Origin of the sequence: Paenibacillus sp. MER 180, from assembly GCF_023713665.1 — a bacterium.
Classification (GTDB): Bacteria; Bacillota; Bacilli; order Paenibacillales; family Paenibacillaceae; genus Paenibacillus_B; species Paenibacillus_B suaedae.
Map to the genome: position 1 here is coordinate 20,985 of NZ_JAMAVT010000029.1, position 13,486 is coordinate 34,470.

At 49.7% G+C, this 13,486-nt stretch carries 14 protein-coding genes and 1 riboswitch; all 14 genes read right to left on the reverse strand.

Going from position 1 to position 13,486, the window contains the following annotated elements:
* Window positions 1–74: 74 nt before the first annotated feature.
* Window positions 75–2,594 carry a stage II sporulation protein E gene (spoIIE, locus tag M3661_RS28125; protein ID WP_251490438.1) on the reverse strand — a complete coding sequence of 840 codons (2,520 nt, stop codon included), beginning with the start codon at window positions 2,592–2,594 and terminating at the stop codon, window positions 75–77.
* Between the two features lie 447 nt (window positions 2,595–3,041).
* Window positions 3,042–3,515: a S1 domain-containing RNA-binding protein gene (locus M3661_RS28130; protein ID WP_021255190.1), complete on the reverse strand. Its 474-nt coding sequence runs from the start codon at window positions 3,513–3,515 to the stop codon at window positions 3,042–3,044.
* Between the two features lie 129 nt (window positions 3,516–3,644).
* Window positions 3,645–3,977, reverse strand: a complete 333-nt coding sequence (locus M3661_RS28135; protein WP_251490389.1) for an FtsB family cell division protein — start codon at window positions 3,975–3,977, stop codon at window positions 3,645–3,647.
* Window positions 3,978–4,021: 44 nt separating this feature from the next.
* Window positions 4,022–4,666 carry a spore cortex biosynthesis protein YabQ gene (yabQ, locus tag M3661_RS28140; protein WP_028532540.1) on the reverse strand — a complete coding sequence of 215 codons (645 nt, stop codon included), beginning with the start codon at window positions 4,664–4,666 and terminating at the stop codon, window positions 4,022–4,024.
* Window positions 4,663–4,950: a sporulation protein YabP gene (gene yabP / locus M3661_RS28145; RefSeq protein WP_065292149.1), complete on the reverse strand. Its 288-nt coding sequence runs from the start codon at window positions 4,948–4,950 to the stop codon at window positions 4,663–4,665. The genes yabQ and yabP overlap by 4 nt, the downstream gene beginning before the upstream one ends.
* A 157-nt stretch (window positions 4,951–5,107) precedes the next feature.
* Entirely contained in the window at window positions 5,108–5,599 is a 492-nt protein-coding gene (queF, locus tag M3661_RS28150) for a preQ(1) synthase (protein WP_065292150.1), read from the reverse strand.
* 122 nt (window positions 5,600–5,721) lie between these two features.
* Window positions 5,722–6,447: a 7-carboxy-7-deazaguanine synthase QueE gene (queE, locus tag M3661_RS28155; RefSeq protein ID WP_065292151.1), complete on the reverse strand. Its 726-nt coding sequence runs from the start codon at window positions 6,445–6,447 to the stop codon at window positions 5,722–5,724.
* Complete coding sequence (gene queD / locus M3661_RS28160; RefSeq protein ID WP_251490393.1) at window positions 6,444–6,932, reverse strand: 6-carboxytetrahydropterin synthase QueD; 489 nt, start codon at window positions 6,930–6,932, stop codon at window positions 6,444–6,446. Before queD ends, queE begins: the two co-directional genes overlap by 4 nt.
* Window positions 6,929–7,696, reverse strand: a complete 768-nt coding sequence (gene queC, locus M3661_RS28165) for a 7-cyano-7-deazaguanine synthase QueC (RefSeq protein WP_083189292.1) — start codon at window positions 7,694–7,696, stop codon at window positions 6,929–6,931. The genes queD and queC overlap by 4 nt, the downstream gene beginning before the upstream one ends.
* A 164-nt stretch (window positions 7,697–7,860) precedes the next feature.
* A riboswitch (PreQ1 riboswitch) is annotated at window positions 7,861–7,904 on the reverse strand.
* Window positions 7,905–8,160: 256 nt separating this feature from the next.
* Window positions 8,161–8,439: an RNA-binding S4 domain-containing protein gene (locus tag M3661_RS28170; RefSeq protein WP_251490396.1), complete on the reverse strand. Its 279-nt coding sequence runs from the start codon at window positions 8,437–8,439 to the stop codon at window positions 8,161–8,163.
* Window positions 8,439–8,711, reverse strand: a complete 273-nt coding sequence (locus M3661_RS28175; protein ID WP_021255231.1) for an HU family DNA-binding protein — start codon at window positions 8,709–8,711, stop codon at window positions 8,439–8,441. Before M3661_RS28175 ends, M3661_RS28170 begins: the two co-directional genes overlap by 1 nt.
* Window positions 8,712–8,898: 187 nt before the next feature.
* Window positions 8,899–10,419 carry a bifunctional methyltransferase/pyrophosphohydrolase YabN gene (gene yabN / locus M3661_RS28180; RefSeq protein WP_251490400.1) on the reverse strand — a complete coding sequence of 507 codons (1,521 nt, stop codon included), beginning with the start codon at window positions 10,417–10,419 and terminating at the stop codon, window positions 8,899–8,901.
* 63 nt (window positions 10,420–10,482) lie between these two features.
* Window positions 10,483–12,120 (reverse strand): putative polysaccharide biosynthesis protein, encoded by a 1,638-nt coding sequence (locus tag M3661_RS28185; protein WP_251490403.1) that lies wholly within the window; start codon window positions 12,118–12,120, stop codon window positions 10,483–10,485.
* A 301-nt stretch (window positions 12,121–12,421) separates the two neighbouring features.
* Complete coding sequence (gene spoVT / locus M3661_RS28190; RefSeq protein ID WP_021255234.1) at window positions 12,422–12,964, reverse strand: stage V sporulation protein T; 543 nt, start codon at window positions 12,962–12,964, stop codon at window positions 12,422–12,424.
* Window positions 12,965–13,486 lie beyond the last annotated feature (522 nt).

Here is a 13,486-nt window from a genome sequence, read left to right on the forward strand (position 1 = left end):
TGTGAGTCCTCCCCTCTCGGGAGAAGTCTTAGAAGCAAATGAGGAATAATCGTTCATTGTCTGTTTATGGATAATCAACTGACAGGCATCGGCCGTTCGATTCGATCACCCCCACTCCAGTGCAAAGTCGCCCATTGTGGTCGATGTCTCGTTACACGCGTGACAACAATGGTCATGTCATCATCAATACGTCCGCCCGAATGCCGGATGACAGTCTCTAGCAGGAGATCAGCAATTTCCTGCGGGTCGTCCGTCTCGAGCTCCTGGATGAGCCGCTTCATCCATAATTCCTTATTAACGGCCGACCCAGGCGCATCAAATACCCCGTCTGTCATCATTACCACGATATCACCCGGTGATAGAGAGGCGTCAACCAGTTCAATTTCAATATCCTGTAATATACCTATCGGCAAATTGTTCGAGGAAACTAAATGAACCTCTTCGCCTCGCTTAATGAAGCTTGGCGTTGAACCACTCTTAATCAACATCGTCTTGGCAGAGAATAAATCGATAATTGCTAAATCTAGCGTAGCGTACACTTCATCAGGAGATCGAAGGGTCAGCACCGAATTGACGGACTTGATCGCCAACTGCTCCTCAATTCCTGCCTGAAGCAGCTGAGAAAGCAAGTGAAGTGCCGTGCTGCTCTCCAAACGCGCCCTCTCTCCATTCCCCATTCCGTCACTTAAGGCAACTGCGAACTTGCCGCTGCCCAGCTCAAGCGCACTAAAGCTGTCTCCCGATAGCATTCCACCTCCCTTGGCAGTACCCGCCATCCCTGTATCAACCTCGAAGGCCTTCGCGGTTACGAAGGAGACAACCCCCTGCCCTTCCGCTCTGGTAATGGATTCGTCCCGTACGGCAATATGCTCGCCCAATATATCTGACAGCAGCGGAGCGATCAGCTTGCGGCATTCATCATATCCTTCCGTGAAGGAATGCACCATTTCAATCTCCACACGCCCAGGATCCAGTGACATGATATCTACACGGTTAACCGACAATCCTAGATCTTCTACGGCCTGACGGATCTGCTCCTCCTGCATGAACAGTTCTCTGCCCTCGCGCTGAATTTCCTTCGCTAAGTCGTCCATGACCTGTGAAACCCCTGATAATTGCTCAGCTACAAACTGGCGACTGTCCTGCAGCTGCCTGCGCCAATGTTCCTCATGCATGTGCCGAATATGCTGATCTCGCAGCACTGTAAGCATCTGATGCGCCCGCAGACAATGTGTCTTCCAAGAGTGAGGGAGCGGCTTGTCCTTCCATGCGAACTCCGGGTTCCCCTCCACCTTTACGAGCATTTGCTTCATCATCGTCATCGTCTGGATCGACTTGCGGCCCCAACATGCCTGCCGTCGCGGGCAGGCCCCGCATGTAACCACAGATGCAGCCTCAATAACTCCATCCTGTAGCTCTTCCTCACTTACCTGCGCAGGTGCATCACCAGCTGTCGTAGGTGCAGCCTGCTTGAAGCTGTGTGACAACTGATCGAATACCTTGGAGAACTGCTGGACACGCTCTGCCGTCATGTCGCGCATGCGCTTCGCATATTCATGCTGTGAATTCGTATGCTCACTCGTCCCTGGGACATACTTAGCCAATGTGCGGCATATGGATTTGGGAGTAAGCAGAAATAGGGCGGCTGCGGCTATTGTCTCCCATGTCGATACCATGACCTGCTCAGGCGGACCAATATAGACCGATAAGATTGCCGTACCTAGCAGCATACCGAAGGCAACTGCCCAGCGCTTCCCTTCCCGAAGCAGTCCTGCAAGCAGACCAGAGAAGGCTAGTACGCTCATTTGCGATAGTGAGCTCGGCTCTGCAAGACCAAGGATTAGTCCAAGCACAACGCCTACTGATGCGCCTAACGGCGCTCCGCCAACTAAGGCAAACAGAAGAACGAAATAGCGTGATAAAATATGATCCAGCTGCATGCCCTGTACACTCCAGCCGACAGCACCTGTCATCATAGAAGCAAGCAGAATCATTAGGCAAATCATTTCATCCACACGAAGCGTATAATTGCGTTTACTCATCGTCAGTACGGGTAGGGCTTGAACAAATACGAGCGTTAAGACGAAGCCAAGCGCCGCATCTGTGACATCCATTGCTAGGGCATACCAAGTAAAAGAGTGTGATAGAAAAGTGACGAACAGCTTCACAATAAGACTAGCCGTAAACACCATCAATGGTGCGATGTTCATATCTGAACGTCTATCATAAGCCTTCCATCCACGATACATGAGGACAATGAGCAGCAGCTGCATCCCCATCATTATTGTAATTTGCTCTGGAGCGAACAAGCTTCCGGCTAACAATGCAGTTCCCACCCACGTAGCCAGCTCCCGGCGCGAGAAATATACAACCGCAAAAAAGGCAGCCGCAAACGGGAATAATTCATTCAAGATCATGGCACGACCAAGAAGGAAGCCGATCAGGACGAACATAATCGTCCATTTGCGCGTACCTAGCATACGTTGGAATCCGTCCAGACGCCATTTGCTAGGAGCATTCATCCATCCGGTTCCTTCTTCCTTGATATCCTGCCAGCCTCTTTTTGGAAATGGAATGATCTTTGTCTTACTCATCATTTGGCACCACCTATTCTATGAATTGTGTGCCTCTCATTATAGAAAAGGTGATAGAAATAGTTTGTCATAAAAAGGAAAGGTGCCAAAAAAACTTTCCGACAAGCGTCGCGAGCGCTTTCCAGTGCAGAATATGTGCGGCGTGTCAGGGGTTTGGGCGAATTTCACTTAAGCAGCTCAGAAGAGGAGATGTCATATTTTTGTCGTTCATCCGCAAGGGTCGACCGCCATTTGACAATAAAGCATACGGAAAGGCGTAAGAACCTGTCGTACAGGCAGGCCGACACGACAAAAAAAGTTTTGCCAGCAATTTTGCAGCAAGGAAACGGCGATCCCGTCAGATTGTGGCGTCCAAATGTCTACATGTTTTGCTTATATGCACACGCAAAAAAACCGCAAAACCGGTTGCCCGGCTTGCGGCTTTATTTACGTTGTCGTCCTGGACGATTACATGCGGCGTGCTCCACGGCCTCCACGCTTGGATTCCGTATTCTTCTTCAAAGAAGAAATGCGTTCTTCACTATCCTTAAGGAAGCGCGACATCTTATCCTCAAAAGAAGCGAAACTAGGCGACTTGCGTCCCCCTCGATCCCGGTTCCCGTGTCCATACCTGCTATTGCCCCCGTCTCTTCCTGGAGGACGGTCCGGACGAGGTCCTCTTGGAGGTCTCTGTTCCGTTACAGGTTTATCGACTGCTTGCTTAATAGACAAGCCGATCTTGCCGTCCTTGTCGACGTTAATAACTTTGACCGTGACTGTATCGTCAATCTTCAAATGGTCATTCACGTCCTTGACATAGTTATCGGCAATTTCAGAGATGTGAACCAGTCCCGTGACACCTCCCGACAGATCAACGAACGCTCCAAAATGCGTAATCCCTGTCACCTTGCCTTCTAACTTGGTGCCCACTTCAATTGTCATAGAATAAAATGTTCCTCCCTTAAAATGTTAAACGGAACATTGCTCAAAAGCAAAAAAGCAATGCTTATGTCGTGATTATACTGTAATGGCGCAACATTGGTCAACCGACGGTTGTCCTGATTTTACGCTCTATTCGTCGTGTTTGCGGATGAGGAGTTCGTCCGGAAGCACCATACCTCGGCTTCGCGCCAATTGCAGTATGTATTCCGTTGTATTGAGCCGATCGACCTCTTGACGCAGATCGTTGCGAACCTGTTCGACTTCGCCCTTCTCCTTCTCACGCGCCTTCAAATCTGAGCGAAGCTCTTCCATCGTGTTCAATTGACTGAAGTACGTATACGTGCCCCACCCTATAAACAACGCCATGAAGATCAGCCACATGCGCAATCTGCGCTTGGCTCCCGCTATTTTGTTATCTTGGTTGCGGCTTGGAGTATGTCTTCGGGATCTAGACACCGACATACGTGCACCCCCTTGTATCAGTAGCTCACGATACACCTTACCCGCTAGCGCTTGCGTCTAAACAGGTCAAGGAACCGCCTCATCTGGCAACGTACACCAATGAGCCACGCGGAAATGCGCTTGCCGGCTGATATCACCCCTTGCCATATGCCCTTGCACCGTTCCGTCATTCTGAATCGGTTCCATAGCGGCATGACAAGCGGCTTGAACAACCATGCGATGAGCAGCCAGAGCGGTCGTAAACATTGTAGCACAATTTTGAGGAGGAACATAGCAGACGATATGAAAAATAATGTAAGTGCTTTTATTCCTGCCCATATCCCTTTGAACGGCAGTACAATAAGCACATACACACACCGCATTGCGAAGTGCCATATGGCCTTTATGGCGGCAACTACCCATTTCACAATCATAACGGTTATTCTGCTAAGGAAGACAGCATACAGCCATGCGCCTGCTGCTAGACCAAGCAGCACATAAAATCTTAATTCTCCCTGATTGCCCTTCACGAGCATTTGGAACACGAATAGCGTCGCTGCCAGCCAATAGAGCAGATCAAATACAGGCAGCGTCCACCGTGGAAACTTGAATTGGCCTGCGACGACACGGTAGCTGTCGAACACCAGACCAAGCGCAAGTCCGCTCATCATCATGAGCATCACGGTCATCCATTGGGTGTGGAGGTTCACTTGAATAACTTACCGAAAAAGCCCTTCGACTTGTCCTGCGTATTCGCATCCAAATAGGTCAGGGAGTTGACCGTACCTTCGATGGCAACCAAGCCTTGTTCCAGGCTCAAATTTTTAATATGCAAATTGTGGCCGCGTATCGTCAAGAAGCCGCATTCTGTATCTAGCAGGAACTCCTCACTGTCGAAGCTCTCTACCTTGCTCACTCCGCTAATCTCGAGGAGCTTGCGGTTCATCATCTTCACTTCTTGGCGCTTGGCCGCTGGCTTATTGAAATCAACCATGGCATGTACCCCTCCTTCTCAACACTAGCTTATGAAGGAGATTGAAGATTAGAACTGCAACTATAGCAAAGAGAGAGGTTTATACTATGAACATATACTCTCTCTTCGCCTGCTCTATTTGTAGTGATTGCTCAGTCGCTTACCAGCATTCATATACTTAGCGATTGTCTACCTTCTCTGGATACATATCATGGTTCATCAATCGATGAGCAGCCATGTCTTCAAACTTCGTTCCCGGCTGGCCATAGTTGCAGTACGGGTCAATCGAGATGCCGCCACGCGGGGTAAATTTGCCCCATACCTCGATATATCTCGGATCAAGCAGCTTAATCAGATCATTCATAATGATGTTCACGCAATCCTCATGGAAGTCGCCATGGTTGCGGAAACTGAACAAATACAGCTTGAGCGACTTACTCTCCACACATTTCGCACCCGGGATATAGCTGATGTAAATGGTCGCAAAGTCTGGCTGTCCCGTAATCGGACATAGACTTGTAAATTCCGGACAATTGAATTTGACGAAATAATCCCGGTTAGGATGTTTGTTGTCGAATGACTCCAAAATGTCTGGTGCATAGTCTGACGGGTACTCCGTCTTTAATCCAAGCTGCTTCAAATGCAATTCTGCTTCATTTCTTCCTGCCATCGTCATTGAATCTCCTTCTGTATCATTATTCGTAGGATAATCTGTAATCCTGCATGAGTTGTACGAGCCATACTTGTATTTAGAAAACCATTCCATCTGTGTAGGTAGAGATAGTCATCGCGCTATACGCCACGCTTGTTGCCCCACACCAATGTGTGCAGCTGAGGCAGCACGCGTATCTGGTTCAAGCGCGGTTCTAAGGCAACCTTATCGATCAACCATTCATATTGTCGAAGCAGCTTCTGTACCAACTCCTCGTCATCTCCGCTATGGACATCCTCATTCCCCGTCTGCATGATGAACGGAATCTCAGGGTATCGTTCATGAACTTCTATCGCATACTCCATGTCATCTTCATTGAACACAACGACCTTCAGGCATAGTCCCTTGCGTGCAGACCGATTCCATAGCTTGCCTACGATCTCATCCAAGCGTGTGAAGTTCGTACCCATCCCAGAGCTTGGCGGCTTCGGAGACAGCGTGACGTCATCAATATCCAAAAGCCAGTCTTGCCAGCGTGATCCCTGTGTCTCTACAGCCGTGCGAACCCCGCGTTCACTGAGACGTTGAACCAACTCGCCCATACCTTCCAGCAAGGCAGGATTGCCGCCAGAGATCGTAACATGCCCATAGCGCCCCTTAGCCAGACGATCCAGCTCTTCAATAACACCATCTGCCGTCAACTGACGGATGTCATCTTTGGCAGAACCATCCCATGTAAAGGCAGAATCGCACCAAGAGCAGCGGTAATCACAGCCGGCTGTACGGACGAACATCGTCTTCTGGCCGACTAGAAACCCTTCTCCCTGCACGGTAGGGCCAAATATTTCCAGCACAGGGATCGTCATTGCTCCATCCACTCCCGTCGTGCTTCTGCATAGCTGGTCGGAGTCTCATAGAGCCGAACAAATTCTACTCTTCCCCCTTCGCATCGCTCTGCGTAAGGTTCAGTTTGCAATGCAACTTGCATTTGTTCATACAACCACACGACCATGTTCTCTGCCGTTGTATTCATCGGTGGGAGTGTTTCATTCAAGTAACGATGATCGAGATAAGGCTCGATTCTATCCTTCCAAATCTCCTTTATATCTCCAAAATCGAGCGCCAGCCCGATTTCATTTACAAATCCGCTTAACCCAAAAACAACCTTGTACGTATGCCCATGAAGGTTTTTACATTTGCCTTCATAAGCATGTAAATGGTGGGCAGCATCGAAGGTGAACTCTTTGCTCACAAGTACCCGGTGGCGGTGATAACGCAACGAATCCTGTGAAATGTTGGCTCCCAGCACTTGCAGCTTATCGACGATACGGAATGGCCCAGGAGTACTCATCGGCTTGCCCCCTCCTCTTGCTTACGTTCCATCAGGTAACATTCAAGTCCTGCCTTGCGCAGCTTGCAGGATGGGCACTCTCCGCAGCCATCTCCCGGAAGTCCGTTGTAGCAAGTTACTGTCTCGGTACGAACGAAATCGAAGGCACCAAGTTCGTCAGCGAGACACCACGTATCTGCCTTATCCAGCCACATCAGCGGGGTATGCAGTACGAATCCATAATCCATTGCCAGATTCAGCGTAACATTGAGCGATTTGACAAATACGTCGCGGCAGTCTGGATAACCACTGAAGTCCGTCTCACATACTCCTGTAACGATATGGCGTGCTCCAATCTGCTTCGCATAGACAGCAGCGAAGGAGAAGAACAATAAGTTCCGTCCTTCCACAAAGGTGCTCGGAAGTTCGCCTTCTTCCTGTTCAATCGCGATGTCGTCTCGCGTCAACGCATTGGGAGCCAGTTGATTGAGCAAGGACATATCGAGGATCCGGTGCGGTACACCCAACTTACCGGCAATCGCCTTCGCATGCTCCAGCTCTGACTTATGGCGTTGTCCATAGTCAAAGGTGATCGTCTCGACTTCCTCAAATCGCTGCAGTGCCCAAAACAGACAGGTCGTGCTGTCTTGCCCGCCACTAAAGACGACGACAGCCTTTCCTTGCTTCCGTCCCGCATGTGCTTGGCTACGGGAATCTGCATTCCAAGCTGCTTCGCCGGCTGAGGAAACGTGGTTGTTGCATAGTTGTTCATTTACTTGCTTCATGTGTTCTTCATCCTTTCCTGTCCCCTCACAACCCTATAAAGGGTCTCCTAAGACAGAAGGCCTGTGCTTGCTCAGGTTGACTGTTCGTTGGCTTTAGCCGATATACAGCTCCTGTAAGCACAAAAAAAGACAGCACTAAGGAAAGATAGCCCTGTAGGATGCTGTCAGCCTTAGTTTTTTATAGAGGGAGATTGCGAACCTCTCCCGTGCTGAAGCACGGAATGTTATGATGTTGAATCCCACCTGAGTGGGATTGCTTATTCCATTATAGCGCGTATGTCCTCCGCATGACAGCACCGTCACTGAATACCCATAATGCTCCATATCAATTAGAGACCTATATACAACTGCTCAACAACGCTGAATGTTTCCTCGCAAATCAAAAGAAGCGGTTCCGTCCTCTCAGACGGATAACCGCTTCCTTGCTCGTTGGAATATGCATTTCTATCGCAATGGACTGGCTGTTACCAGTTCAATCCGTTGTCTCTTGGAATTGCTTCTTCCTTCAGCAGCGTATACATGCCCGTCGCCTCTTCCTTCTTCGTCGTCTCTTGGAGACGCTCTACTCGGACGGTGACGAGCTTCTGCCCGAATTGTACCGTAATCTCGTCGCCGACCTTCACTGTCGTGCTCGGCTTCGCTTCACGGCCATTCAGTTCAACACGCCCCTGCTCGGACACATCCTTCGCGATAGTACGCCGCTTGATGAGCCGCGATACTTTCAGGAACTTGTCTAGACGCATTATTTTACAGCTTCTTTAAGCTTGTTGCCCGCTTTGAATGCAGGAACTGTAGATTCAGGAATCTCGATTGTGTTACCTGTTTGCGGGTTGCGACCTGTGCGGCCAGCGCGCTTGCGTGTTTCGAATGTGCCGAAGCCGATCAATTGAACTTTGTCGCCGCTAGCCAAAGCGTCTGTTACTTCACCGAAGAAGCCGTTCAGTACGGATTCAACGTCCTTCTTAGTCAAACCGCTTTTTGTGGAAATGTTGTTGATCAAATCTGTTTTGTTCATGTGTATTGTCCTCCCAATTCCTCTTTTTCATAGTTGAAATGAATAATGGTCTACAGGCGCTTGCCCGAGCCTTGGAATGTTGATGCTTGTATGTATTCTTGCTTCATCACCAAATTCCTTCCCGGGTGCGGCATTTTTTCATATTTTGACGAAAAATAGAGAGCAGTAGTCCGCTGCACCCCAAGCATTATGGCTCTAAGCGCTTCGCTTCCTGCCACCATTGCTCCATTTCTAGTAAATCAGTTTGGTCAAAAGATTTACCCTTTATACGAAGTTGTTCTTCGATGTATTGAAATCGGCGTACAAATTTACGGTTCGTATATGTTAACGACTCTTCTGGATCGGCGTCAATGAACCGAGATACATTCACGACAGCGAATAATAGATCGCCGAGTTTCTCGCGCGCATGATCCAGCTCTTCATCCTTCACGGCATCGTCTTGATCCGATCCCGCATCTCGTATCGCCTCTCGCAATTCTTGCAATTCTTCGGCCACTTTGTCAAGTACATCCTTGGCATTGTCCCAGTCAAATCCGACTTTAGCCGCCTTTTTCTGCAGCTTATAGGCCTTCATGAGCGCAGGCAAATCACGCGGCACACCGTCCAGTACGGAAGGTCTCGCGTCCGCAATTCCCTTGATCTGCTGCTCCTCTGCCTTCATCTGTTCCCATGTTCCAAGCGCGGATTCGACATCTTCTGCATGATGATTACCAAATACATGCGGGTGGCGGAAAATAAGCTTCTCATTCAACGATTGGATGACATCGTATACACTGAATGTACCCACTTCTTCCTCCATTTGGGAGTGCAGCATAATTTGCAACAGCAAATCGCCGAGCTCCTCCTGCATCGCAGTTGGATCATCGTCATCAATCGTTTCTAGTACCTCATACGTCTCCTCGATCAGATTTTTGCGAATCGATTCATGTGTCTGCTCTTGATCCCATGGACATCCTCCAGGGCTTCGCAAGATCGAGACAATCTCATGCAGGCGACCGAATGTGCGCTTGCGCACTTCATCACTGTCGGTGCGTGGAACCCAAATTAAGGATAGGTTGCCGTAGCCTTCAATGCGATCCAACTCATACAACGGAATGCGCTGCATATGCTCCATGCCTTCTACGCCAAGCGCATGACCTACTACGACTTCATAGTCTTCCGGATATACTTCCATCAGTCCCAGCTTCACATCAGACGCTGTAAACGTATCATACACTTGTCCAATCACGGTGTGCAACCTTGGGTTCAAGCCATCAGCCTGCAGTCCAGCCGCATCAAGCAGTTGGAACCCTTCAATCGGATCGAATCCGAAACGTAGGAACGCCTGATCCAGGAAGCTCTCTCCCCCGATAATTCGCAGCTCAATGCCCTGTTCCGAGCATTGATCCCGCAGCAAGCGAACCGTTGACTCTGCGACCATCGGATGCCCAGGAACAGCGTATACAATCGGATTCTCGGGACTGACAGCAGCAGCTGCCATCAATTGGCGAACAATTTCTTTGTACACCGATGGGAAATCGTCTTGCATTTCATATACGGAATCGAATGAGCGAAATGCGACTTCATTCTGTTGCAAATATGCGATTACCGGATGGTCAGCCGTGCGTACGTACAATTGCTTTGCCTCGCGCAGCAAGTTCCATACGGCTAACGTCAATTGGCTTTCATCGCCGGAGCCGAGCCCGACGACAGTAATGGTTCCAGGCATGAATGAATCTCCCTTCGATTGTTGCATCACTGTGTATTATTCCCCACACTTCTGCCCACAGAATCACATGCGGGGCGAGAATCGCGCAGCGAATGAAGCAAGCTTCGGCCCGATGCGCGGCAGCTCGGCCAGTTCCTGCGGCCGAACTGCACCGAGTGCGATGGCTAGCAAGGCGAATATAGCCGCGCCAAGCGGCACGCCTACGGCTACGGCGAGCAGGGCCGCTAAGCGGCCAGTAGCGCCGAGCCAAGCTGGAACGGCCGCGGCCAGGCTGACGCCAGCAGCCATGCCGCCAAGCGCCAGCGCAAGGCGCGCGCTGCGAGCGCCCCAGGCGGCGAAGTGCACGCCGCTTGCGACGGCGAGCGCATGCGCGTTCAATGCTGCGGCCAGACCAAGCGAGGCCGCTGCGGAGATGGCTGCCCCGGCAATGCCGTAGGCCGGGATCAGCCATACATTCAGCGCCGCCTTCACGATTGCGGCGCATACAAGATGCACGGCTGGCGCACGCACCGCGCCCATGCCCTGCAGAAGCGCGGCTGACACGGCGTGGAATACGCCGCTTACAGCCGTGGATGCCACCAGCACGAACGTCAGCGTTCCCGCGCTATCCGTGTACAATGCCACATTGAGCGGCTCCGCCAAGGCGACGAGCCCGACGGTGGCAGCAAGACCAAGCATCCACGACCATCGAAGTGCTGTCTTAATGGTCGGTGCAAGGCCGACAGTACCCTCTCTGCGCATGAGCAACGCCACCATCGGAACGATCCCCACAGCAAGTGAACTCGCAACCATTGTGACAAGTTGCACAAGTGGATACGCCCGGCTGTACACGCCGAACTGTGCGAGTGCCTCTGCCTCACTCCACCCTTGCTGCAGCAGAAACCGAGGCACCGTAAATACATCCACTACATTTACCGCTGGCAGCACAATTGCACCTAAACAAATTGGCAGGGCAGTCCATGTCAGCTTCCGAATCCAGCTCCAGATGGCGCCTGCCTGCTGCCTCATCCCTAATTGCGGTTTTTTCCGCAGTCGACTGTGGCTTCTACGCTTCTCCCTCCAGCGGAAGATCATCATAGTTAGCAACCCGCATAGACCACCCGCAAATGATCCAAACGTAGCTCCTGCAGCGATTGTCTCATCCGCTGCGCCCAGATGACTATAGTACAGCAGAAGCCCAATCATGACCGCTACGCGTCCTGTCTGCTCGATAACTTGCGATACAGCTGTTGACGTCATCCGTCCACTGCCCTGATCGTAGCCTCGGAGAGCAGCGGCAAGCGGCATTACAAGCAGCGCATAGGCAGCACTCTGGATAGCGGCCACCGTATGTTGATTGCCAATCCAACTGGCTATCTGTTCTGCGCCAGCCAGCATAGCGAAGAACCCGGCAATCCCAGTAACCGTCATGAGCAGACTGGATGCTAGAAGCACCTGTTCAGAGCCTACCTCATCCCCAGCTGCCTCGCATTCTGCCACGAGCCGTGCTACCGTAACTGGAATACCCGCACTAGCTATCGCTACTAGCAGCACATAGAATGGGTATACCGCGTTATATATGCCGAATACACCGTCTCCCCCGATATTTTGCAGCGGGATTTTCTGCAGTGTTCCGATTACCTTCGACACTATCGTCGCCATGCCTAGCAATAAAGCGCCGGACATAACTTGCCCCGCAACTCGGGGGGTTCGTTTGTTCAACCGTCATCCCCGCCCATCTCTAACATTCGTAACGTATTATAGCATATCAAGACAGGCCAATTCCTCCTTGCCTGGGCAAGCTCCATGCATAGAAGCTGCAGCACCGTCTATGATGTCTGCAATCTCGTATTTTCAGCGCTCCTGCCCAACAAGAAAAAAATGCGGCTAATCAATATGCCTCTGCAACGGCGTAGGGATAACTGGATATTAGAGCTCAGAGCACAAAAAAAGCCCCTGCATCGCTCAAGCTGCGTATACACGCATCCTGTATGAGCAGGGACTTTCGTTAGCAAATTTCGGATTACTGCTCCATTTGCTTACCAAGGAAGCCAGCAGCCGTTTCCGACATTTTCACTTCCATTTGGCTCATTTTCACGCTGTCGTCTTTGTTAAGCATAACAACTGTACCGATAGGATCTCCACCAGCAACGATTGGAGCAACAACGAAAGAAGAGAAAGCTTCTTGGCTGTCTTTTACGATTTCATAATTGCCTGCGTTCGTTTCGATCATTGTCTTGCGGTTTTCCATACAGTTTTCAAGCAACATCCCGATTTGCTTGTCCATGTATTCTTTCTTCGATCCGCCAGCAACTGCGATTACAGTATCACGGTCAGAGATCATTGTGATATGTCCTGTGCTCTCATACAAGGATTCCGCATATTCCTTAGCGAAGTCGCCCAATTCACCAATTGGGGAATATTTCTTAAGGATAACCTCTCCATCACGATCAACGAAAATTTCAAGAGGATCTCCCTCGCGAATGCGCAAAGTGCGACGAATTTCTTTAGGGATTACAACACGTCCGAGGTCATCGATACGACGTACAATTCCAGTAGCTTTCATTATGAGTTGCCCCGCTTTCAGTAAGTATTTTCGATTTACTGTATTATTGTTAATTAGGAGGGATGCGGAATGGTTTGTAATACTGACCATAGTATTCATCTGCTCCCAAGTTCTTATACATACACATCATACGTAGGTAATGCCATCCAAGTTGCAAAAAAAATCACATTTTTCGACACTAACCGACATTTTTTTAGAACGAATTCTTAAAATTTTCACATTTTACATCAATATAGCGGAATTTTTTAGTTTTTTCCTCTGATTTTGTCGAAACAAAGCTTATCTTTTTCGACATCAATGCGAAATGTTGGATTTGCTTTAGTATCAAACTTCATTATCGTACTTTTGGCATTTTACTTCTGTGTACACAGTGAAAAGATCACACCATCCAAATTATGACCGGTAGTAATTTGAATAGCCGCTAACATAGTATGTCTAATTTTCCCCAAGCCATGACAAATGTAAATAAACGTATTTTTAAAGGATGAAACCGGAAATGAAAATTTTTTATTGTTTTTATGA

Excerpts from the sequence above, each read along its gene's own strand:
- spoIIE (WP_251490438.1), bottom strand. The coding sequence starts at position 2,594 with ATGAGTAAGACAAAGATCATTCCATTTCCAAAAAGAGGCTGGCAGGAT.
- M3661_RS28135 (WP_251490389.1), bottom strand. The coding sequence starts at position 3,977 with ATGTCGGTGTCTAGATCCCGAAGACATACTCCAAGCCGCAACCAAGAT.
- yabN (WP_251490400.1), bottom strand. The coding sequence starts at position 10,419 with ATGCCTGGAACCATTACTGTCGTCGGGCTCGGCTCCGGCGATGAAAGC.
- M3661_RS28175 (WP_021255231.1), bottom strand. The coding sequence starts at position 8,711 with ATGAACAAAACAGATTTGATCAACAACATTTCCACAAAAAGCGGTTTG.
- queE (WP_065292151.1), bottom strand. The coding sequence starts at position 6,447 with ATGACGATCCCTGTGCTGGAAATATTTGGCCCTACCGTGCAGGGAGAA.
- M3661_RS28170 (WP_251490396.1), bottom strand. The coding sequence starts at position 8,439 with ATGCGTCTAGACAAGTTCCTGAAAGTATCGCGGCTCATCAAGCGGCGT.
- queF (WP_065292150.1), bottom strand. The coding sequence starts at position 5,599 with ATGGCAGGAAGAAATGAAGCAGAATTGCATTTGAAGCAGCTTGGATTA.
- spoVT (WP_021255234.1), bottom strand. The coding sequence starts at position 12,964 with ATGAAAGCTACTGGAATTGTACGTCGTATCGATGACCTCGGACGTGTT.
- M3661_RS28130 (WP_021255190.1), bottom strand. The coding sequence starts at position 3,515 with ATGACAATTGAAGTGGGCACCAAGTTAGAAGGCAAGGTGACAGGGATT.
- queD (WP_251490393.1), bottom strand. The coding sequence starts at position 6,932 with ATGAGTACTCCTGGGCCATTCCGTATCGTCGATAAGCTGCAAGTGCTG.
- queC (WP_083189292.1), bottom strand. The coding sequence starts at position 7,696 with ATGAAGCAAGTAAATGAACAACTATGCAACAACCACGTTTCCTCAGCC.
- yabP (WP_065292149.1), bottom strand. The coding sequence starts at position 4,950 with ATGGTTGATTTCAATAAGCCAGCGGCCAAGCGCCAAGAAGTGAAGATG.